Source organism: Rhizobium sp. PP-CC-3G-465 (assembly GCF_004343445.1).
Classification (GTDB): Bacteria; Pseudomonadota; Alphaproteobacteria; order Rhizobiales; family Rhizobiaceae; genus Ferranicluibacter; species Ferranicluibacter rubi.
The window spans coordinates 555516-576024 of the sequence record NZ_SLYH01000001.1 but is presented as its reverse complement, the minus strand read 5'-3'; the positions used below and the strand labels follow the sequence as shown (position 1 = coordinate 576024).

Below are 20509 nucleotides of genomic sequence, written 5' to 3'. Positions count from 1 at the left end.
CCGCCATGACCATCGCGCCCATCACCCTTCATCAGCCGCGTCGCCTCATCGTCGGCGCCGGCACCATCCGCGACGTCGGTACCTGGGCCGCCGACGCGACCTCTGTGCTGGTCATCGCAACGCCCATCACCGCCGGCTTCATCGATCGCCTTGCATTGAAGGGCCGCATCACCGTCTTCGACGCCATTCCCGGCGAGCCCGATATCACGACGCTGGATGCAGCGATCGAGGCCGCGCGCGGCTGCAGTCCCGACCTGATCGTCGGCCTTGGCGGCGGCTCGGTGCTGGACGTCGCCAAGCTGGTGGCGGCCCTCTGGGACGGCGACCAGACGCTGGCCGACGTGGCAGGACCGAACAAGGTCGCCGGTCGTCGCACGCGCCTCGTGCAGGTCGCCACCACCGCCGGCACGGGATCGGAAGCCGGCATCCGCTCGCTGATCACCGATCCCGGAAAAGGCAACAAGATCGCGGTGGAAAGCCCGCACCTGATCGCCGATGTCGCCGTGCTCGATCCTGAACTGACCTACTCCGTCCCCCCGGCCGTGACGGCCGCGACCGGCGTGGATGCCATGGCGCATTGCGTCGAGGCCTTCACCAACCGCCGCGCCCATCCGATGATCGACGGCTTTGCCCGCATGGGCTTTCATCTCGTCGGCCGCTTTCTCGCTCGCGCCGTCCGCGACGGCACGGATACGGAAGCCCGCGAGGGAATGATGCTCGCCTCCTATTACGGCGGCATATGCCTTGGGCCCGTCAACACCGCGGCAGGCCACGCCATCGCCTACCCCCTGGGTACACGGCTTCGCCTGCCCCATGGCTTGGCGAACGCCATCATCTTCCCGCAGGTTCTCGCCTTCAACCAGCCGGTGGCAGCGGAGAAGTCCGCCGAAGTCGCCCAGGCGCTCGGTCTCGGCGAACGGCTTTCGCAGGACGACCTCCAGCGCTCCGCCCACACCTTCTGCCGCAATCTCGGCATCGAGATGTCGCTGCGCGCGCATGGCGCGACCGAGGCCGATCTGCCGGTCTATGCGGCGGATGCCCACGCCAACCGTCGTCTGATGGACAACAACCCCATCGACATGAGCGTCGAAGACGTCCTCGCCATCTACCGCGCCGCCTACTGACGGCCCGGCCAGCGTCTTCCGACGGAAGACGCTGGCATCATGCATCTCAGTTGGGAAACAGCCGCTCGCGCGACCCCGTCAGGTGCTCCCGCATCAACTGTCCCGCGAGCGGACCATCGCCCGAGGCGATGGCTTTGGCGATGGCCTCGTGCTCGCCGAAAACCCGGGCAAGCCCGGCGCTGTCGCGCTTCACGGAGGCACCGTGGAATTTCATGCCGACGGCGATGTGCTCCTTCAGGGCTTCCATGGCCGTCGAGAAGTAGGAGTTGCGCGCCGCCCGGGCGATGGCGAGATGGAACTCGAAATCCGCGTCTACGCGATGCGACTGCCGGTTGGTCGCATCCCGCATCAGTTCCAGCGCTTGGGCGATAGCGGTGAGGCTTGCCTCCGTATGCCGCGCCGCGGCGGCACTGGCGGCAGCCGGCTCCAGCGTCAGCCGGAACTCGTAACAGTTCAGAAGATCGGCGACGTTTTCGAGCTGCCCGAAACCGAGCGGCTCCTTCAGGCCCAGCGCGCGCACGAAGCTTCCCGCACCGCGCCGCGAGTAGATCAGCCCCTGCTCCCGCAGGCGCCGCAACGCCTCGCGGATGATCGGGCGCGACACTTCGAACTCCGCTGCCAAGTCATGCTCCGTCGGCAGGCGCTCGTCCGGCTGGTAGGCCCCGGACTTGATGGCGCGGTGCATGCGCTCGAACACCACGTCGCCGAGGCTCTTGCGTGTCGTTCCCGCTTCCAGTCCCATTCCTCAACCCCTGTCCCGAAGCATCTGCCCGGCGATTTCGCTCAGCGTTTCCGCTCCGCCGAAGCCACCGGATTTCGCGATAATGCAATGCCCGTTCGCAAAGGCAACACCAAGACCAGGCATGCATTCTCCCATCAGCCGGAACCGATGAATGCCCATCCGCTCGAGCACCGCCTCCGCCGTTGCGCCCCCCGAAAGAATCAGTGTCGCCGACGGGTCCACGCAGCCGGGATAGACGCCCGAGGCGAGATGACGTGCAACATCGAGCGACGACACCTCCTCCTCGCCCGGAACGGCCTGCACCAGTGTCAGGGCGGTACCCGCACGATCATCGGGCGACAGGCGTCCGTTCGGTGCGGCGACATAAGCCGGCGCATGACGGGTGCGAAGATGCTCGATCTGCGCCAGTGTGATGGGATCGCGCGACCCGATGACGAACAGGCCGGGCCCGACAGGAACCTCGGCCGCGTGTGCCTGCGCATTGCCGGTCATCCGCCGCGCCAAAGCTTCGGCGAGGCCACGTGCGCCGACGAGCAGATCGACGCCCGCAGCCAGAGCGTCATCGAGGTGCGCCGCCATTGCGTCCATGTCGGCCGTATCGGGTATCCGCGCCTTGCCGGCATGCACCCCGAGGCGATCGGCAACCGGAATCGGCACATCGACGCCGAAGCCGCAGACCTTCCCGTCCTTCACCAAACGGCCGAAGTCAGGGATCGCGGGGGCCACCAGCGCCGCCCGAAACAGCATTACGTCGAGCTCAGCGGCAATATGCCCCTTCAACCGCGAATCGACCTTCTTGAAGAGCAAGACGTCCGCAGGCAAGGCGGCGAGAACGGCACGTGTCGCTGCCTGCGCGGCTTCTGCACCGACTTCCCGCGACTGGACGTTGATCGAGAGAACATCCGGCCCATCTGCCAGAGCCTCAGAGATCGCAGCCGGTGCGAGGGCGACCTCGACGGTCAAACCCCGCGCAGCAAAGGGCGCCGCAGCATCGAGCGTGCCCGTGAGATCGTCGGCAAGAATGACCAGCAAGATGACAGTCTCCGTAATAAGTTGTCATCTTTATTCGAACATGATGTATTGATTTGTCAAGATTTTCCGTCCGGATATGACAGGTATTCCGTTATTCTCGAACGCGCAGTGATCACGACCCACCCGCAGCCGTAGCAAGACCGCTGGGGTCAAACCGATACAGGTCTGGAAACAGTTCGGCCATCGCGTCACAGGGACACGATGGCCGTTCCTCTAAAGGTCTTCTAGCCTTGACGGATCAGGCAGCAACCTTGGTGCGGCCGCCGCGTGCAACGGAGGTGGAAGAGACCGTCCGATGCGACACCGGTTCGTCGAACTGGAACTGCTCCAGCAGATGGAAGAGCGCACGCGCTTCTTCCGCGAGACCATGGCTTGCGGCCGTCTGCTCCTCGACCATGGCCGCATTCTGCTGTGTGCCCTGGTCGACCGTGTTGATGGCCTGGTTGATCTCGCCGAGGGCGGTGGATTGCTCGCGGGCGGCCTCCACGATCGCGCGGATATCCTCGTTGATCTGCTGGACATGCCCGGCGATCGTCTGCAGGGCTTCGCCGGCCTTGCTGACGAGCGACACACCGTCTTCGACATGCGAAGTCGAGGTCGTGATGAGCGCCTTGATTTCCTTGGCAGCGACCGCAGAGCGCTGGGCGAGTTCGCGAACCTCCTGGGCGACGACCGCGAAGCCCTTGCCGGCGTCCCCTGCCCGTGCCGCCTCGACACCGGCATTCAGCGCCAGCAGATTGGTCTGGAACGCGATCTGGTCGATGACGCCGATAATGTTGGCGATCTCGCGGGAGGAATTGTCGATCTTGTCCATGGCCGAGATCGCTTCGCGCACGATATCGCCGGAATGATCCGCACTTTCCTTGGCGCGACCGACGAGAACGCCCGCGCCCTCGGCACGCTGGCTGGATCCCTTGACCGTGGTGGTGATTTCCTCGAGCGCCGCCGCGGTTTGCTCGACGGAAGACGCCTGCTGTTCGGTTCGCCGCGCAAGGTCGTCGGCCGACACACGAACCTCGTCCGCACCGGCAGCGATCGCTTCAGCATTCGACCTCACCGCCTTCAGCGCGCTTTCGAGCTTACGACAGGCTGCATTGAAATCGGTCCTCAGCTTGTCGAGGCTCGGCAGGAACGGCGTCTCGATCTGCTGCCCGAGATGGCCGTCCGCAAGCTTCGACAGGCTCTCCGCCAGACGATCGACATTCGTCACGCGCTCGCTCACATCGGTCGCGAACTTGACGACCTTCATGACCCGGCCCTTCAGATCGAAAACAGGATTGTAGGACGCCTGAATGAAGACCTCCTGCCCGCGCTTGCCGATGCGTGTGAACTCTCCGGAGACGAACTCGCCGGCATTCAGCTTCTTCCAGAAGTCGACATAGGCACTGGACGCGCGATAGGCGGAATCGACGAACATGCTGTGGTTCTTGCCGACGATGTCCGCAAGGCCGTATCCGAGGGCGTTGAGGAAGTTGTCGTTGGCGGTGATGACCGTGCCGTCGGGCTTGAACTCGATCACGGCCTGCGCACGGGATATCGCGTCGATCTTGGCACCGGAATCGATGCTGGCGATCTTCATCTCGGTGATATCATTGGCGAACTTGATGACCTTCACGACCTTGCCTGTCGCATTCCTGATCGGATTGTAATTGCCGCGAATGAAGACTTCCGCGCCGGTCTTCGTGATCCGCGCGAACTCGCTGCTGACGAAATTGCCGTCCCGAAGCTGTTTCCAGAAGGCCGCATAATCGTCGGATGCCGCATAATCCGTTTCAACGAAGATACGATGGTTCCGGCCGACGATCTCGCTTTCGGCATAGCCCAGAAGGTCGCAAAAGTTCTTGTTCGCCTTGAGAATCTTCCCCGTCATGTCGAATTCGATGATAGCGGACGATCGATCGAGCGCCTCCAAAACCCTGTCTGACGTCGATGAAAAAAGCCCAGCCATCGTTAATCCTCCATCAAATATGCGAAGGACTATCAGAGTTTAAAATTAAGGGATCACTAAGATTGAATACGAGAACTAGCGGGGCATTCCGGGTCAGGTCACCCAATTTTAACGATGGGCGGCCTCCGCCTGTGCTCAAAAGGCCGCCATCGCACGCATGTCAGGAGAAAACGAGCTGAACCTTCAGCGTCTGTTCGGGGTGCTTTTCGACAAGATCGAACGCGGCGCGGGCGTCACGGGCGTCAAATGTCTGCGTGATCATGGCTTCCGGACGCAGCAGACCGGCTTCCAGCCAGCCGATCACCTCGGGAATGAAACGGCGGTTGAGGCGCGAGCCGACCAGCGTCAGTTCCTTGCGGACGATTTCCTGCTGGCTGATGTTGCAGGGGCCCGGCGAAAAGCCCAAAAGCCCGATGCGTCCGGCAGGTGCCGCGACCCGGCAGGCCTCTTCGAGCAGGCTCGGAATGCCGGCACCGTCGATGACGATCGACGGACCGAGACCGCCGAGTTCCGGTGCGACGACCTCGGCCACCGACTGCTCGCGCGAATTGATGACCACGTCCGCACCGAATTCCCGTGCGCGCACGAGGCGATCGGCGTCGATATCGGCGATGATGCAGCGGGCACCCTTCATCTTGGCCATCTGAAGAACGGTGATGCCGACGGTGCCCGCCCCATAGATCAGGACGACGTCCTCATTCGTGCACTCCGTGCGCCAGAGAACGTTGGCAGCGACCGCCAGCGGCTCGGCAAGCGCGGCGACGTCGAGCCCGAGCGTCGACGAGACCTTGACGGCATTCGCCTCGGGGACGATCGCCACCGCGCGGAAGCCGCCATCGCGATGGACACCGATGACCTGCAGGTTGGCGCAGACGTTGGAGCGCCCGATACGGCAGGGATAACAGGTGCCGCAGGAGATGACCGGATCGGCGACCACATGCTCGCCGATGGCAAGCGACGACACGCCCTCGCCCAGCGCCTCGATGACACCGGCAAATTCGTGACCGATGACGCGCGGGTAGACCGCGAAGGGGTTGGAACCATGGAGGATGTGCATGTCGGACCCGCAAATGCCCGCACGACGAACCCGGATCGCGACCTCACCGGGGCCGGGCTGGGGAACGGGTCTGTCGTCGATTTCAAGCTTGTAGGGCTCGCGAACGGAAATCGTCACCATGTCGTCAGTCTCCTGCGCGCCTTCGCGCCTCGGTGTTTTCAGAGAGCGTTCATCGCCGAGAGCCGGGCATCGACCAAGGCGCGCCAGGCCGTGTTTTCCTGGAGTGCCGGTGGAAACAAGCCGACGACCTCGAAGAAGGGCGCGGCGGATCCGGCGGCAACCGCCTGCTGCGCGGCGACCTTCAGCTCATCTGCACGCGGATCGTCCAGCCGATCGACGGCAACGACATAGGCAAGCCACAGTGCCACGACATCGGCAAAACCTGCGGCGTCATCGCCGGCTGCCAACCGTTCCATGGCCGGCGCAAAGATGCGTTGCGGCATCTTCTGCGTTCCGTCCATGGCGATCTGCGCCGTGCGATGCGCGATGGCCGGATTGGCGAAGCGCGCGACGAGCTGGTCGCAATAGGCGGCAAGGTCGATTTCCGGCACGGCGTCGAGCGTCGGCAGGACGGCATGCATATGGCGGCGAACCCGCTCGGCATGCTCAGGAACGGCCATGACATCCCGGACATATTTGAGGCCGTGGCGCTGGCCGAGATAGGCGAAGAGCGAGTGCGAGCCGTTGAGAAGCCGGAGCTTCATCGTTTCATAGGCATGGACGTGCCTGACGAAGATCGCACCGCCTGCCTCCCAGGCGGGGCGGCCGGCAGCGAAATCGTCCTCGATGACCCATTGGGTAAAGGGCTCGGTTTCGAGCGCCAGACGATCGTCCGCCCCGATGAGGGACGCGCTCAAACTCCGCGTTGCATCCGTTGCCGCAGGCACGATCCGATCGACCATGCTGGAGGGAAAGCGGATCTCCCGTTCGATCCACTGCGCCAGCGCTGCATCCCGGCGCTCCGCCATCTCCAGAACGAGCCGACGAACCACCTGTCCGTTGCCCGGAAGATTGTCGCAGCAGAGAATGGTCAAGGGGTTGCGCCCAAGCTGCATGCGGCGTGCCAGCGCCTCGACCAGAAGCCCGATGACGCCGACAGGCGCGCCCGGGCTTGCAAGATCACGCGCAATGGCGGCATGGGAAAGGTCGAGCCCTCCCGACACCGGATCGATGCCATAGGCCTTCTCGCTCACGGTCAGCGTGACGATGCGGATGGCATTGTCGGCAAGCCGGTCGAGAAGATGCTCCCGCTGTTCCGTCGCGGCGATCGCCTCGATGATCGAGCCGACGATGCGCGCTCGATCGGCATTCGCCCCGCGGGTGACGACGCTATAGAGATGATCCTGCGCTTTCAGATCCGCGACGATCTCGACGGACCGCAGGCTTGCGCCCACGATCCCCCAGTCGCCACCCTCGGCCGCAAGTGCCAGATCGGTATAGACAGCCTGATGGGCCCGATGAAAGGCGCCGATGCCGATGTGAACGATGCCGGCCTTCAAGGTCGCCGGATCGAACGCCGGGCGTTCGACATGGGCAGGGATATGGGTCGTCCTATCGAGCCGTGTCATCGCTTAATTCAGTCCATATTCCGCATGAGACAAAGCCTGCTCGATGCCGCGCAATTCCGCGAGGCCCTTCAAGCGGCCGATGGCCGGATAGCCCGGCTGCGCACCGCGCGTCAGGTCTTCTAGAATCTCCTGGCCGTGATCGGGCCGCATGAAGATCACGTGGTCCTCACGTCCCTCGGCCTTGCGACGGCGCTCCTCGGAGACCAGCGCGGCAATCACTGCGACCATGTCCGTATTGCCACCCAGATGTTGCGCCTCGAAGAACGAGCAGGGCAAGCCATCCGTTTCGCGCGTCACATTGCGCAGATGCGCGAAATGGATGCGCGGCGCCAGGCGCTTGATCATGGCCGGCAGATCGTTGTCGGACCGGGCGCCGAGCGAACCGGTGCAGAAGGTGACGCCATTGGCGTTCAGATCGACCGCCTCCAGCACCTTCACATAATCCGCTTCGGTCGAAAGCACACGCGGCAGGCCGAGGAGCGGCCACGGCGGATCGTCACCATGGGCGCACAGGCGCATATTCAGGCTTTCGGCAACGGGGGCCACTTCGGCGAGGAAATCGATGAGATGGGCCCGCAGCTTCTCCGCGCCGATCCCGTCATAGCGTGTCAGGGCAACATTGAGCTCATCGATGCTGTAGCCGTCGGACGAACCCGGCAGACCGGCACCGACATTGCGCGAAATCGCAGCGATCTTGTCCGACGACATCTCGGCGAAGCGTTGCCTGGCGGCGTCCAACAGCGCTGCGGGATAGTCTTCGGCAGCACCCGGGCGCTTGAGGACGTGAACATCGAACGCGACGAAATCCACGAGGTCGAAGCGCATGGCGCGGGCGCCGTCGTCCGTTTCCCAACGAAGATCCGTCCGCGTCCAGTCGAGAACCGGCATGAAATTGTAGCAGACCGTCGAGATACCCGCCTTGGCAAGCTGCCGCAGGCTTTCCTTCCAGGCTTCGATATGCGCCTTCCAGTCGCCGGTCTGCGTCTTGATGCTCTCGGATACCGGAATACTCTCGACAAGTTCCCACTCCAGACCACCCGCGCGGACCTCCGCTTGCCGCTTCTGGATTTCGTCCAGTGTCCAAGCGGTGCCTGTCGGCACATGATGCAATGCGCTGACGATGCCGCGGGCCCCGGCCTGCGCGGCATCCTGCACCGTGACCTTGTCAATCGGACCAAACCAGCGCCAGATATGTCTCATGCTTTTTTCCTCTTCGGGCTTTGCGACTTCGCGTGCGCACGTCTCATCGGGAACCCAAAGCGCCGCACCGACACGCCACACAGGGCGTGACCGACATCGACCGGGCCCGGCCAAGGGAAATGCCTGACGATACGAATCGGTCGATCCGAATCGACGGTAAGTGAATCACGGAAGCCTCCCCAGCCGACCGAGTCGGGACGCGCTCCTCGCCATCCCGACCATTAGGGTCGCATCATTTAATATACTACCATGGCAGACTGTCAACGCGTCGGGCGTGGATATTCTCTCGGAACTGTGCGATTACCGTTCAAACGAAAGACATGAAGGATCGCCGAAATGGTGGTGAAACGTACGGATGAGATCTCGGAATCCGGAATGGGGGGGCCCGCCTCTTCGGTTCTTCTGACCATCAATCCCCGCCAGCCGATCGCGGCGCAGATTTACGAGAAGCTGAGGCGCGCGATCATCACGCTCGCCATGATGCCATCCGAGGCACTGAGCGAAAAAGAGCTTTCCCTTCAGCTCGGCGTCAGCCGCACACCGGTGCGCGAGGCCCTGATCCGGCTGGCCGATGAAGGCCTCATCGACATCCTCCCGCAACGCGGCAGCTTCGTCGCACCGATTCGCCTTCGGGACGTCGAAGAAGCACAGTTCATTCGAGAAGCATTGGAGGTTTCCATCACAAAACGCCTGGCAGCCGGCTGTTCCCGGCGCTTCCTGACCGAAATCAAAAGCAATCTCTACGATCAGGAAAAGGCCGTGAATGCGGAGGCGCTCGACCTCTTTCTCGATCTCGACGAAACCTTCCACCGCAGCTTCTGCGAGGAGGCATCGCTGTCGAAGAGCTGGCGCGTCATCCAGTCCGTCAAGCTGCAGATGGACCGCGTGCGCTATCTCAGCCTGCCCGACCCATCTCACCTCAGGACCCTCCTCGGACAACACCGCGCCGTCGTGGATGCCATCGAAGCGGGCGATGCCGTCACGGCTGGAAACAGCATGGCGGCGCATCTGCGCGAGGTCCTGCGCACGGCGCATCGCCTGCGCGAACAGCGTGCTGATCTCATCGAAGCGTGAATTCCCGACGTCTCTAAAATACCTTCCCCGCACCTGGTTGACATTCTACCATGGTAGTCATAGACAAGATGGGAGGATAGCCGCGGATCGGCGAATGGAGGAGGCAGGGGGAACTGCATCGACGGAATGCCATCGCTGGATTGCCACGGAGCTTGATCGCTACGGAGATCGTGATCTCCGAACCGGCCGCGGGGGCGCAAGATACCGGATGATCCAAGGGACGGCTTCGTCAGCCCGTCTCGCTCACCACCACCGACCCCGACGACCGAACCGCGCGGCACAGGCTGCAGCGGGAGGATTGACACATATCAACCTGGGAGGAACATCATGAACATTACACGGAGAACGTTCGGCACATTTGCGGCGGGTGCCGCTGCGGGGCTGATTGCAGCCCCCGGCATTCTGCGCGCGGCCTCCAAGGTCAAGCTGCGTTACGGCACGGCCTTCCCGCCCACGCACCCTGGCGTCACCCGTATCGTCGAAGCATCGAAAGCGATCGCTGCACGTTCGGAAGGTGCCATCGACCTGCAGGTCTATCCGGGTAGCCAGCTCGGCGGCGAGTCCGACATGTTTGCCCAGGTCCGCGGCGGCGCCCTCGATCTGATGTCCACGTCGAGCGTCAACCAGACCATCGTACCGTTTGCCGCCATCAATGCAGTCGCCTTCGCCTTCCCCACTTACGACCATGTCTGGAAGGCCATGGACGGCGATCTCGGCGATTTCGTTCGCAAGGCTTTCTTCGAGGCCGGCTTGTTCGTCTTCCCGAAGATGCTCGACAATGGCTACCGCAACATCACGACGGGCAGCAAGCCGATCCTGACGCCGGCGGACCTCGCAGGCATGAAGATCCGCGTTCCCGGCAACCAGCTCTGGGTCACGCTGTTCCAGACCCTGGGCGCCGCCCCGACGCCGCTGAACTTCGGCGAGCTTTACGCCGCGCTCCAGACGCACATCGTAGATGGCCAGGAGAATCCGCTGGCGCTCATCCAGAGCTCCAAGCTCTATGAGGTGCAGAAGCACGTTTCGATGACCGGCCACATCTGGGACGGTCACCACATCTTCTGCAACAACCGTCGCTGGTCGGCGATACCTGCCGAAGCCCAGACCATCATTCTGGAAGAGCTGTCGACCGCCGCCGTCAACGAACGCGCCGACATCAAGGCCCTGAACGAACAGGCCCGGATCGACATCGAGGCCGCCGGCCTGACGTTCCACACGGTCGACAAGGCACCCTTCCGCGACGTGCTGGCAAAGGCCGGCTTCTACGCCGGCTGGAAGGAAAAGTTCGGCGCCGAAGCCTGGGGCCTGCTCGAGAAGGACGTCGGCACGCTCTGACGACCAAATCGCGGCGCATAGCCCCCACCAACAGGGACTGTGCGCCGCGTTGCTTCGGGAAGCCGCTGGGCTCTCCTGAAACAGGACGATGTGCCGCGTTGAAGCGGATTTTCGGGGGGAACCATCATGGAAGCAACAACCACCGCGGACTTGCCCGCTCCAAACGGCGCATTCCAGCGCTTCGACCGCCTTTTCGGCCATCTCGTCGAAGCCATTGCTGCCACGATCGTTCTTGCCGAGATCATTCTTCTCGGCTGGGCGACCACGGCGCGCTACCTCCTCCACACGCCCCTCATCTGGTCCGACGAGGTCGCGACGATCCTCTTCGTATGGATGACCATGCTCGGATCCGTCGTCGCCCTGCGGCGCGGTCAGCACATGCGGCTCACCGCCTTCGTGCGCAAGCTTTCGCCCGTCTGGGAGAATCGCGCCAATGCCTTCGCCATGGTGATCGTGACGACGCTGCTCGCGCTCATGCTGCTCCCGACCTGGGAACATGTCGAAGAGCGCATCATCAGCGTGACGCCCGTTCTGCAGATCAGCGAAGCCTGGCGCGAAGCGGCACTGCTCGTCGGCGTCGTGCTGATGCTTATCACCGCGGCCGACAAGATGCTGCGGGCCAGCTCGCTGGCGCAGATCGCGGTCAGCCTTCTCGTCCTCGCCGCCGTCTTCGGCTGTTTCCAGCTGGCGATGCCCTGGTTCGAGGAAATCGGCAATTACAGCCTGCTGATCTTCTTCATCGGCCTCGTCCTCCTCGGCATCATGCTCGGCGTCCCCATCGCATTCGCCTTCGTGCTTGCGACAGCCGCCTATCTCAATTTCGCCAGCTGGGTGCCGATCTCGATCGTTCCCGGGCGGATGAGCGAAGGCATGTCGCACATGATCCTGCTCTCGGTTCCGATGTTCGTCTTCCTCGGCGCGGTCATCGAAATGGCCGGCCTTGCACAGGCGATGATCGCCTTCCTCGTCTCGCTGATCGGCCACCTGCGCGGCGGCCTGCAATATGTGCTCCTCGGCGCAATCTATCTCGTCTCGGGCATCTCCGGCGCGAAGGCTGCCGATATGGCCGCCGTCGCTCCTGCCTTGTTTCCCGAAATGAAGAAGCGCGGCAACAAGGACAGCGACCTCGTCTCCCTGCTGTCGGCATCTGCCGTGATGTCGGAAACCATTCCCCCGTCGATCGTGCTGATCACGGTCGGCTCCGTCACCGGCGTATCGATCGCGGCCCTGTTCACCGCAGGCCTCCTGCCCGCCTTCGTCGGCATGCTTGCGCTGTGCGTCGTCGTTTTCATCCAGACGCGCGGCGAAGACAACAGCCAAGCCCGCAAGATCGACGGCAAGACGAAGCTCAAGCTTTTCCTCGCCGCCATCCCCGGCCTCGGCCTGCCGATCGTCATCCGCACGGCCGTCGTCGAAGGTGTGGCCACCGCCACGGAGGTCGCGACGATCGGCATCATCTACTCCATCTTCGTCGGAGCCCTGTTCTATCGTCAGATGAAGTGGCGCCGGCTCTATCCGATGCTGGTCGATGCAGCCTCGCTCTCCGGCTCGATCCTGCTCGTCGTTGGCGCGGCCACAGCCATGGGCTGGGCGCTGACGCAGTCCGGCTTCTCGCAATATCTGGTCGATCTCATGCAGGGCGTTCCCGGCGGCAAGATGGGCTTCCTGTTGCTCTCGGCGCTGGCCTTCATCATTCTCGGCAGCGTGCTTGAGGGCGTCCCTGCGATCGTTCTCTTCGGCCCCCTCCTCTTTCCCATCGCCAAACTGATGGGCATCGACGAGGTGCATTATGCGATCGTCGCGGTCTTTGCGATGGGGTTCGGCCTGTTCTCACCGCCCTTCGGCGTCGGCTTCTACCTCGCCTGCGCCATCGGCCGCGTGTCGCCAGACGATGTCATCGGCAAAGTCTGGCCCCACCTCCTCGCCCTCTTCTGCGCCCTGCTGCTGATCATCTTCGTCCCCTGGATCTCGATCGGCTTCCTGTAATCAGCAGAAGACAACCGAATATCCACTGGATCAACCACATGGATCACGCCACGCAACAGAACGAACAGCCGGGCGACATCGCTCGGCTGTACTGCGTTTGAGTCCCTCTTGCCGGCTAGAAACGACCGATCCCGCCCGCCGGCTTTTCAAACAATGCGTTTGCCCTCAACATCGAGGACCTCTTCGCCATCTTCCTTGGCGAACGCGCCCTTTTGGGTTGCCGGCAGAATATCCAGCACGCGTTCGGAGGGACGCGCGAGGCGGGTGCCTATCGGCGTGATCACGAAGGGACGATTGATCAGGATCGGATGCGTCAGCATCGCGTCGAGCAGTTGCTCATCGGAAAGGTCGGGATCATCGAGCCCGAGCTCCGCGTAGGGCGTGCCCTTCTCGCGGATCGCCTGTCGCACTGTCAGGCCGGCGTCACCGATCATCTTTACAAGCTGATTGCGGGTGGGCGGAGCCTTCAGATATTCGATCACCGTGGGTTCGATCCCGGCGTGACGGATCAGCGCCAGCGTGTTGCGCGAGGTCCCGCAGGCGGGGTTGTGGTAGATGGTGACATCCATGGTCTCAGGCCTTCCTGTTCATCGGTGTGTCTGCGCGAGAACCTGCTCGCGTCAAACGCTCCAGTGACAGGGATTATGCTTCTGCTTCGGCATATTCGGCAATCACTCTTCGGAAAGAAGTGAGGGCCGTCCCGACTGAAATGAAGGGGAGCACACGGGAGATCTCGTGAAGAATGGTCCTTCGAACACGAAAGGCGGAAGGACAAATCACGGCAAAGGACGTTTTGGTGGGTGATGTAGGGTTCGAACCTACGACCCGCTGATTAAGAGTCAGCTGCTCTACCAACTGAGCTAATCACCCACGACGACTGCATTGCTGCGGTCTGACGCGGCGTATAGAGGCCTTCGCGCGGCTTGTCCAGTTGTCGGGGACAGGAATCCGTGGAAACTGCAAACTTATCAGAGATAGAGTTCACCGGCAGCGATCTTGACCGCGTGTCCGCCGATCCGCGCGCCGACGATGTCGCCGTTCGCGATGTCGAGATGGAGGTGCAGGTAGGAGGGCCGTCCCATCTCCACGCCCTGCTCCACGAGGAAGCTGTGATGCCCTTCGGTCAACTGGTCGAAGCAGTGAATTGCCGCGGAAAAGGCGGCGAGCGCCGAGCCGGTCGCAGGATCCTCATGCACGCCCATGGCGGGCGCGAACATGCGGGTGTGGAACCGGGCGTGATGATTGATGCCGCCACGACAATAGAGATAGGCGCTGGCCAGCCGCCCGTCGGCCATCGGCGCGATCTGCTCCCAGCGCGCCGCATCGAACTCCAGGTCCGTCATGGCCTTGAGGTCGTGCAACGGCACGGCCACGAACGGGACGCCGGCGCTCCAGAGGGCGGGCACGTGGTTCTCAAAACCGATCTGCGTCGATTTCAAACTCAAGGCGTCGGCGATCCTGCCGATGTCGAAGCGCGCATCCAGCCGCACGGATTTGCGCGGCAGGTCGAACTCCGCAAAGCCGGCCTCGCCCGGCCGCAGCTTCACCGCGCAGCGCACCGGGCCGATATTCTCCTCGAGCACATGCACAAGATCACGGTTGACGCCCTCGCCGGCCTGCGCGTCCTCTGCCAGCGCCACGGCCGTGCCGACGGTCGGGTGTCCGGCGAAGGGAAGTTCGGTGCCCGGCGTGAAGATGCGTAGCCGCGCGGCAGACGTCGGGTTCTCCGGCTTGCAGACGAACACGGTCTCCGACAGATTGAATTCGCCGGCGATCGCCTGCATGGCCTCGGTCGAAAGACCGTCGCCATCAAAAACCACGGCGAGCGGATTGCCCTGAAGCTTCTCGCTGGTGAAGACGTCGTAGATCGCGTAGCGGCGTGCCAAATCCGTTCTCCCACTCCATGCGCCCGCCTCGGTATCATCGGCCGCCGGCGAACCTTGCCTTCGCGTTCCGCCGCGGGCAAGGCAAAAACGTCATTGCGGCTTTCCGAAGATATGCGCGAGGATCACCCGCATGAACGGCTGGTAGTTGTGCTTCTCGGGATCGGCATCAAAGATCGCGACCGCACCGTCGATCTCTTCCTCCTCGGCGGTCTCGACATGGTGCTGGATGCGAGAGAGAATGGAGGCCGACGTTTCCGCAAAACGGAGCCGGCGAAACAGCGTGACGGCGCCGCCGATATGCAGCGCCTGAAAAGGCCCGGCTTCCGCCTCCGCGATATCGATCCCCGTTTCCTCCAGCACCTCGCGGCGCATGTTGCCCGGCACGTCGCAGACCCGGCCACGAGCATCCTCCACGATGTCGGAGGCATCTATCGAGCCGGCCGCACAGTAAACCTTGCCCGGATTGGCCGTCCGCTTCCCCATGCGCACCGCGATGACGGCCCCGTCCGAGGTCTCGATGACGGGAATGGCGGCAAGGTGGCAGGCGACCGGAGGGCGAGACACGTTGCGCCACCAGAGAAACGCCGCATAGGGCGCGAGGTAGCCCTCGCCCACGATGGTACCGGCTTCCACGGTCAGGCGGTGCTGCAACACCATCTCGCCATTAAAGAGCGCGGGATTGGCAGCCTGTTCCCGCACCCAGTTCGCCGCAATCTCAGGACCATGCTGCGCGAGGATAGGATGCGGCCCCGGCAGGACGCGCAGGTCGGTGCCGACGACCGGGAAGATCGTGCGTTCCGCGGGCCAGCCCGCACCGATGCCGGACGGGCGGATCTGCGACGCCTCAGACATCGAGCGCGACCACGACCGGGCAATGGTCCGATGCCTTCGGACGGTCCCAGCCGATGCGGGGATAGCGTTCGACATCCTGTCCCGGCGGAAACACGGTGCGGTAGGGTTGTCCGGCTCGGATGATCTCCGGCACGGCCTCGGCATTGCGCGCGGCAAGCGCCGGCGACAGCCAGATATAGTCGAGCTGGCAGAGATGGCGCTCCGCCGGGCCGCGGCTGTGGAACAGCGTCCAGCGGTCGAGCACCGGCCGGCGCTGCACCACGTTCTCGACAAAGCCGTCCGCCGCAAACACGTCGAGCGCTGCGGACATGTCGGCCGCCGGTGAAAAAGCGTAGCCGTTGCGGCGGTCGCCGGTGACGTCGATGCGCTCGCGGTAGTCGTTCATATCGCCGCAAATGGCAAAGCTTGCATCCTGCATGTGAGCGGCGAACCGCTTTTCGATAATGCTCCGCACCGCAAGCGCTTCGGCACGCCGCACCGGCATGGTGGAAAGCCGGCCGTCCACCCCATCCCGGCTCGGCCCCATCGACTTGAAATGCACGACGAACAGGATCAAAGGCCGCCCGCCGATCGTCAGTTCCAGTTGCAGGCAATCGCGGCGGAAGATGCGGTCCTCCGGCACATTCGTGCGGGCGATGTGCGCATCGTGAAGGCCGAGGTCGGCATAGGTCAGCGCCGCGTGCGAGATGGCGCTGGTGCAGACGATGGCCTCGCCGTCGCGCGTCGTCTCCCGCATCATCACGGCGACGTCGATACCGCGTCCGTCATTCCCCTCGATCAGCACCTTCTTGCGATAGCCGCTGCCCATCATCCGATAGAGATAGCCATATTCGAAGGCCTCCAGCGCAGCCATGTCGTCGGCCTCCTGCAGGCAGAGAATGTCGGCATCGCAATCGGCGATCGCCAGCGCCGACATCTGCCGCGTGTCGTCGGCGTGGGTGATCGTGCGAGCCTCTTCCAGACGCTCATAGGCCGCCTCGTTGCCGATATCGAACAGGCGAAGCACGCGGTCCTGCTTGGATGGGTTGCGGAAGCCGGAGAAATCGAACCGGCGCATGAGGTTTTCGATGTTGAAGGTCGCAAGTCGAAGGGTCATGAAGGCATCCGCTGTCTGATGCCAGACCATAGACCGGCCGATGGAAGAGGCAAGTCCGGAAGAGGTGGAACGCAGGCCCCTCGCAAGCCATGCCTCATTTGCTCCCGATGCCGTTCCCGCCATCGCCGCCGCGCCCTATCTTCGGCTTCACGACGGACAACAGGAGGAAACAGCATGGAATATCGCCATCTCGGCCGCTCGGGCCTCAAGGTCTCCACCATCACCATGGGCACGATGACCATGGGCGGCAAAGGCTGGGCCTCGATGGTCGGCAGCCAGGGCGTGGAGGAGGCGCGTCGGCTGATCGACATGTGCCTCGATGCCGGCGTCAACCTGATCGACACCGCCAACGCCTATTCCGCCGGTGCCTCGGAGGAAATCATCGGCGAAGTTCTCGGCGGCAAGCGCAAGAACGATGTGCTGATCGCGACCAAGGCACGCTTTCCCATGGGCGAAGGCGTCAACAATCAGGGCCTGTCGCGCCACCACCTCATCCGCGAATGCGAGTCGAGCCTGAAGCGGCTGAACACGGATGTGATCGACCTCTACCAGGTCCACCAGTGGGACGGGCAGACGCCGCTGGAAGAGACGATGGCGGCGCTCGATACGCTCGTGCAGCATGGCAAGGTCCGCTATATCGGCTGCTCGAATTTCTCCGGCTGGCACATCATGAAGGCCATGGGGATCAGCGCCAGCGACCATCGCCACCGCTTCGTCAGCCAGCAGATCCACTATACGCTCGAAGCGCGCGAGGCCGAATACGAGCTTCTGCCGATCTCGATCGACCAGGGCCTCGGCGTCCTCGTGTGGAGCCCGATTGCAGGCGGCCTGCTCTCCGGCAAACACCGGCGCAACCATACGCCCGAAGGCAGCCGACAGGCCGCCGGCTGGACGGAACCGCCGATCCGCGACGTGGACCGCCTGTGGTCGATCGTGGATGTGCTGGTCGAGATCGCGGAAAGCCGCAGCGTGTCGGCCGCGCAGGTGGCGCTGGCCTGGCTGATCGGCCGCAAGGCCGTGACCTCGGTCATCATCGGCGGACGGACGGAAGACCAGTTCCGCGACAACCTCGCGTCCGCCGACCTGAAACTGACGGAGGACGAACGCAACCGCCTCGACACCGTCAGCGCACCGCCCATCCTCTATCCCTACTGGCACCAGATGCAGACAGCAGCCGAGCGCCTTGGCGAGGCGGATTTATCTCTGCTCGGTCCGCATATTGCCAAGGCCTGAAGAAAAAACCCGCGGCGGAGCGATCATCCGCCGCGGGCTTTACGCTATCAAAGACGCTTGAGAAGCTCGGCCTTCTTCGCCGAGAACTCTTCGTCCGAAAGAATGCCGGCGGTCCGCAGGGCAGCAAGCTTCTCGATCAGGGCGATGATCTGCAGGCCGTCCGAAGCCGGCTGGGCGGTCGAGGCCGCATGCTGCGATCGATCCGATGACGGAACGGAGACTTCCTGCCGGGATTCTGCCGCGTCCACCAGACGCTCCTCAAGCGATGCGCTCGAGGGGCTGATGGCGGCGAGCGGTGCGGACTGGGCGGAAGGCCAGTTTTCCCCGGCATTCTCGCCAGCGCCCGTTTCTGGCACAGACCAGGGATCGGAACGGCTCGGGGCATCGGAATATCCCGCGCCGGCATGGTTCTTGTCGTGGTTGCCGATCGGCTCGGCACCGGGCAGATCCCCACCATTGTTGAGACGGCGAAGGCCGGAAACGGAGAAGGAGCCGCGCTGGCTGGTAAAGGTCTGCGAGCCACCGAAGCCCTGCTGCTGGCCGACGCCGGAGATCAGGTGGTCCTCGGTATCGTAGAGGGTGACGCCGTCCTTGTCCTTGATCGCAAGGCAGCGCTGGGAGGGGAAGACCGCATAGGCGCTGTCGTTCTGCGCGCCGGTGCTGGAGGGAACGCCCAGCCATTGCGGCCACCAGGCGTGCTGCCCGGTCGATGCGCCCGGCAGGTCGATGCGTCCCGAAGTCAGCGCTTCAGCCAGGCTGTTGCAAAGATTGTCGACCGTGTTCTTCAGCCCGTGATTGAACATGTCGCCGACCATGGTCATGCCGCCGCGCATCCACTGGCCGTGGCCGCCGAGTTCGGCGATATCGAACTGCGCCATCGTGCCGTGCCCGCGCTTGACCGCAACGAGCATGGCAGTCACGGCGCCTTCGCTCAGCTGGAAGCGTCCGGCGAGGTCGGAAATAAAGGCTTTTGTGGCATCGCTCTGGCCCTGCATCGATCGTCCTCTCAGGTGACATCACGCGGAGAAAGCCGCGTACCCCTCTCATGACAGAGTGGTACGCGAATACATAGAGCGATGCTTGCAGACGATCAGGCGACCTTGGCGAGTATTTCACCGCGGATGAGATTGGCGAGGCGCGAGATGCCCTCCTCGATCATGGTCTCATTGGCGCAGGAGAAGCTGACGCGCAGCGTGTTGGCGCCGGAGCCATCGGCGAAAAAGGCCTTACCGGGCACGAAGGCGACCTTGGCGGTGACCAATGATTTCGCCAGCAGCGCGGCACCCTCCATGCCGACCGGCAGCGTCAGCCAGACGAACATGCCGCCTTCCGGGCGCGTCCAGGACACGCCGTCGGGCATATGCGTTTCCAGCGCCTTCAGCATCGCATCGCGGCGTTGGCTGTAGACGGAACGGATCTTGTCGACCTGCTGGTCGAACCCGCGCTCGGCCACATGGCAGATCGCCATCTGGTTGATGGTCGAGGAGTGCAGGTCGGCCGCCTGCTTCATCAGGACGAGCTTGCGGATGACCGGCATGGCGGCCACGACGAAACCGACGCGAAGACCCGGCGCCAGCGTCTTGGAGAACGAACCGCTATAGATCGTGCGCGTCTCGTTGATGGCGCCCTTGCGGGCGATTTCCAGCGCGAGGATCGGCGGGATCGCATCGCCGTTGAAGCGCAGCGACTGGTAGGCGCCATCCTCGATGATGGCGATGTCCATCTCGTCGGCCATGTCGATCAGCGCTTCGCGCTGGGTGCGCGTCACGGTCTCGCCGGTGGGGTTGGAGAAATCCGCGGAGAGATAGGCGAACTTGACGCGCCCGCCGCCCTTTGCGGCCGTTTCCTGATAGGCCGCAGGCGTGCGATTGCCGCCGGGCGTCAGCTGGTCGTAGTTCGGCTCATAGGCATTGAAGGCCTGCAGCGCGCCGAGATAGGTCGGCCACGTCACCAGCGCCGTATCGTTCGGCGACAGGAACAGCTTGCCGAGATAATCGAGAGCCTGCTGCGACCCGGATGTGATGAGGATGTTTTCCGCCTCGCAGGGGATGCCGATCTTCGCCATTTCGCCGACCAGCCATTCGCGTAGCGGCAGGTAACCTTCGCTCACCGAATACTGAAGGGCTGCACCGACGGACGGGCCTGAGAAGATATCGGCATAGGCCGCCTTGAATTCCGCATCCGGAAACAAGGCCGGGTCCGGAATGCCGCCGGCAAACGAGATGATGTCGGGGCGATCGAGCAGCTTCAGAAGTTCGCGGATTTCCGACGCGCGCATACGGCTCGAGCGCGTTGCGAAAATGGATTCCCAGTCCAGCATGGATGTTTCCTCGATAATGCTTTTGCCGAACCACATCACGGCCGGCGGAATAAGTC

The 20509-nt window shown here is 63.4% G+C and carries 17 protein-coding genes and 1 tRNA gene; 5 read left to right on the top strand and 13 right to left on the bottom strand.

From position 1 onward, the window contains the following. Positions 1–5 precede the first annotated feature (5 nt). A complete protein-coding gene (locus tag C8J33_RS02620) occupies positions 6–1124 on the top strand; it encodes an iron-containing alcohol dehydrogenase (RefSeq protein WP_110799144.1) in 1119 nt (372 codons plus the stop codon). 46 nt (positions 1125–1170) lie between these two features. Here C8J33_RS02620 and C8J33_RS02615 read toward each other — a convergent pair whose 3' ends face one another. From C8J33_RS02615 to uxuA, 6 genes are all read right to left on the bottom strand, one after another. Continuing rightward, positions 1171–1866 carry a FadR/GntR family transcriptional regulator gene (locus tag C8J33_RS02615; RefSeq protein ID WP_110728132.1) on the bottom strand — a complete coding sequence of 232 codons (696 nt, stop codon included), beginning with the start codon at positions 1864–1866 and terminating at the stop codon, positions 1171–1173. A gap of 3 nt (positions 1867–1869) precedes the next feature. After that, on the bottom strand, positions 1870–2898 hold the full coding sequence (locus C8J33_RS02610; RefSeq protein WP_132663042.1) for a four-carbon acid sugar kinase family protein: 1029 nt from the start codon (positions 2896–2898) through the stop codon (positions 1870–1872). Positions 2899–3136: 238 nt separating this feature from the next. Beyond that, entirely contained in the window at positions 3137–4846 is a 1710-nt protein-coding gene (locus C8J33_RS02605) for a methyl-accepting chemotaxis protein (RefSeq protein WP_132663041.1), read from the bottom strand. A 160-nt stretch (positions 4847–5006) separates the two neighbouring features. Next, positions 5007–6023 (bottom strand): Zn-dependent oxidoreductase, encoded by a 1017-nt coding sequence (locus tag C8J33_RS02600; RefSeq protein ID WP_132663039.1) that lies wholly within the window; start codon positions 6021–6023, stop codon positions 5007–5009. Positions 6024–6061: 38 nt separating this feature from the next. Beyond that, entirely contained in the window at positions 6062–7471 is a 1410-nt protein-coding gene (locus C8J33_RS02595) for a mannitol dehydrogenase family protein (protein WP_132663038.1), read from the bottom strand. Between the two features lie 3 nt (positions 7472–7474). Next, positions 7475–8671 (bottom strand): mannonate dehydratase, encoded by a 1197-nt coding sequence (gene uxuA / locus C8J33_RS02590; protein ID WP_132663036.1) that lies wholly within the window; start codon positions 8669–8671, stop codon positions 7475–7477. A 336-nt stretch (positions 8672–9007) separates the two neighbouring features. Between uxuA and C8J33_RS02585 the strand changes: the two genes are divergently transcribed. The 3 genes from C8J33_RS02585 (at position 9008) to C8J33_RS02575 (ending at position 13066) form a co-directional block, all read left to right on the top strand. Further along, entirely contained in the window at positions 9008–9745 is a 738-nt protein-coding gene (locus C8J33_RS02585; RefSeq protein WP_245507042.1) for a GntR family transcriptional regulator, read from the top strand. Between the two features lie 327 nt (positions 9746–10072). Further along, positions 10073–11080 (top strand): TRAP transporter substrate-binding protein, encoded by a 1008-nt coding sequence (locus C8J33_RS02580; RefSeq protein WP_110799150.1) that lies wholly within the window; start codon positions 10073–10075, stop codon positions 11078–11080. Positions 11081–11206: 126 nt separating this feature from the next. Further along, positions 11207–13066: a TRAP transporter large permease subunit gene (locus tag C8J33_RS02575; protein ID WP_132663034.1), complete on the top strand. Its 1860-nt coding sequence runs from the start codon at positions 11207–11209 to the stop codon at positions 13064–13066. Positions 13067–13212: 146 nt separating this feature from the next. Here C8J33_RS02575 and arsC read toward each other — a convergent pair whose 3' ends face one another. From arsC to C8J33_RS02550, 5 genes are all read right to left on the bottom strand, one after another. Continuing rightward, positions 13213–13635: an arsenate reductase (glutaredoxin) gene (gene arsC / locus C8J33_RS02570; RefSeq protein WP_132663033.1), complete on the bottom strand. Its 423-nt coding sequence runs from the start codon at positions 13633–13635 to the stop codon at positions 13213–13215. Positions 13636–13860: 225 nt separating this feature from the next. Continuing rightward, positions 13861–13936: transfer RNA gene (locus tag C8J33_RS02565), tRNA-Lys, on the bottom strand. 98 nt (positions 13937–14034) lie between these two features. Continuing rightward, positions 14035–14952 carry a PhzF family phenazine biosynthesis protein gene (locus tag C8J33_RS02560; RefSeq protein WP_132663032.1) on the bottom strand — a complete coding sequence of 306 codons (918 nt, stop codon included), beginning with the start codon at positions 14950–14952 and terminating at the stop codon, positions 14035–14037. Positions 14953–15042: 90 nt separating this feature from the next. Then, positions 15043–15804, bottom strand: coding sequence for an NUDIX hydrolase (locus C8J33_RS02555; protein ID WP_132663030.1), 762 nt, complete (start codon positions 15802–15804; stop codon positions 15043–15045). Next, positions 15797–16900 (bottom strand): endonuclease/exonuclease/phosphatase family protein, encoded by a 1104-nt coding sequence (locus C8J33_RS02550; protein WP_132663028.1) that lies wholly within the window; start codon positions 16898–16900, stop codon positions 15797–15799. The genes C8J33_RS02555 and C8J33_RS02550 overlap by 8 nt, the downstream gene beginning before the upstream one ends. Before the next feature lie 174 nt (positions 16901–17074). Between C8J33_RS02550 and C8J33_RS02545 the strand changes: the two genes are divergently transcribed. Continuing rightward, complete coding sequence (locus C8J33_RS02545) at positions 17075–18133, top strand: aldo/keto reductase (RefSeq protein WP_132663026.1); 1059 nt, start codon at positions 17075–17077, stop codon at positions 18131–18133. A 47-nt stretch (positions 18134–18180) separates the two neighbouring features. Here the strand turns inward: C8J33_RS02545 and C8J33_RS27290 are convergent, their stop codons facing one another. Then, positions 18181–19128: an SHOCT domain-containing protein gene (locus C8J33_RS27290; protein WP_207904003.1), complete on the bottom strand. Its 948-nt coding sequence runs from the start codon at positions 19126–19128 to the stop codon at positions 18181–18183. A 95-nt stretch (positions 19129–19223) separates the two neighbouring features. After that, positions 19224–20453 carry a PLP-dependent aminotransferase family protein gene (locus C8J33_RS02535; protein ID WP_132663025.1) on the bottom strand — a complete coding sequence of 410 codons (1230 nt, stop codon included), beginning with the start codon at positions 20451–20453 and terminating at the stop codon, positions 19224–19226. Positions 20454–20509 lie beyond the last annotated feature (56 nt).

Excerpts from the sequence above, each read along its gene's own strand:
- C8J33_RS02620 (WP_110799144.1), top strand. The coding sequence starts at position 6 with ATGACCATCGCGCCCATCACCCTTCATCAGCCGCGTCGCCTCATCGTC.
- C8J33_RS02615 (WP_110728132.1), bottom strand. The coding sequence starts at position 1,866 with ATGGGACTGGAAGCGGGAACGACACGCAAGAGCCTCGGCGACGTGGTG.
- C8J33_RS02605 (WP_132663041.1), bottom strand. The coding sequence starts at position 4,846 with ATGGCTGGGCTTTTTTCATCGACGTCAGACAGGGTTTTGGAGGCGCTC.
- C8J33_RS02600 (WP_132663039.1), bottom strand. The coding sequence starts at position 6,023 with ATGGTGACGATTTCCGTTCGCGAGCCCTACAAGCTTGAAATCGACGAC.
- C8J33_RS02595 (WP_132663038.1), bottom strand. The coding sequence starts at position 7,471 with ATGACACGGCTCGATAGGACGACCCATATCCCTGCCCATGTCGAACGC.
- uxuA (WP_132663036.1), bottom strand. The coding sequence starts at position 8,671 with ATGAGACATATCTGGCGCTGGTTTGGTCCGATTGACAAGGTCACGGTG.
- C8J33_RS02585 (WP_245507042.1), top strand. The coding sequence starts at position 9,008 with ATGGTGGTGAAACGTACGGATGAGATCTCGGAATCCGGAATGGGGGGG.
- C8J33_RS02580 (WP_110799150.1), top strand. The coding sequence starts at position 10,073 with ATGAACATTACACGGAGAACGTTCGGCACATTTGCGGCGGGTGCCGCT.
- C8J33_RS02575 (WP_132663034.1), top strand. The coding sequence starts at position 11,207 with ATGGAAGCAACAACCACCGCGGACTTGCCCGCTCCAAACGGCGCATTC.
- arsC (WP_132663033.1), bottom strand. The coding sequence starts at position 13,635 with ATGGATGTCACCATCTACCACAACCCCGCCTGCGGGACCTCGCGCAAC.
- C8J33_RS02555 (WP_132663030.1), bottom strand. The coding sequence starts at position 15,804 with ATGTCTGAGGCGTCGCAGATCCGCCCGTCCGGCATCGGTGCGGGCTGG.
- C8J33_RS02550 (WP_132663028.1), bottom strand. The coding sequence starts at position 16,900 with ATGACCCTTCGACTTGCGACCTTCAACATCGAAAACCTCATGCGCCGG.
- C8J33_RS02545 (WP_132663026.1), top strand. The coding sequence starts at position 17,075 with ATGGAATATCGCCATCTCGGCCGCTCGGGCCTCAAGGTCTCCACCATC.
- C8J33_RS27290 (WP_207904003.1), bottom strand. The coding sequence starts at position 19,128 with ATGCAGGGCCAGAGCGATGCCACAAAAGCCTTTATTTCCGACCTCGCC.
- C8J33_RS02535 (WP_132663025.1), bottom strand. The coding sequence starts at position 20,453 with ATGCTGGACTGGGAATCCATTTTCGCAACGCGCTCGAGCCGTATGCGC.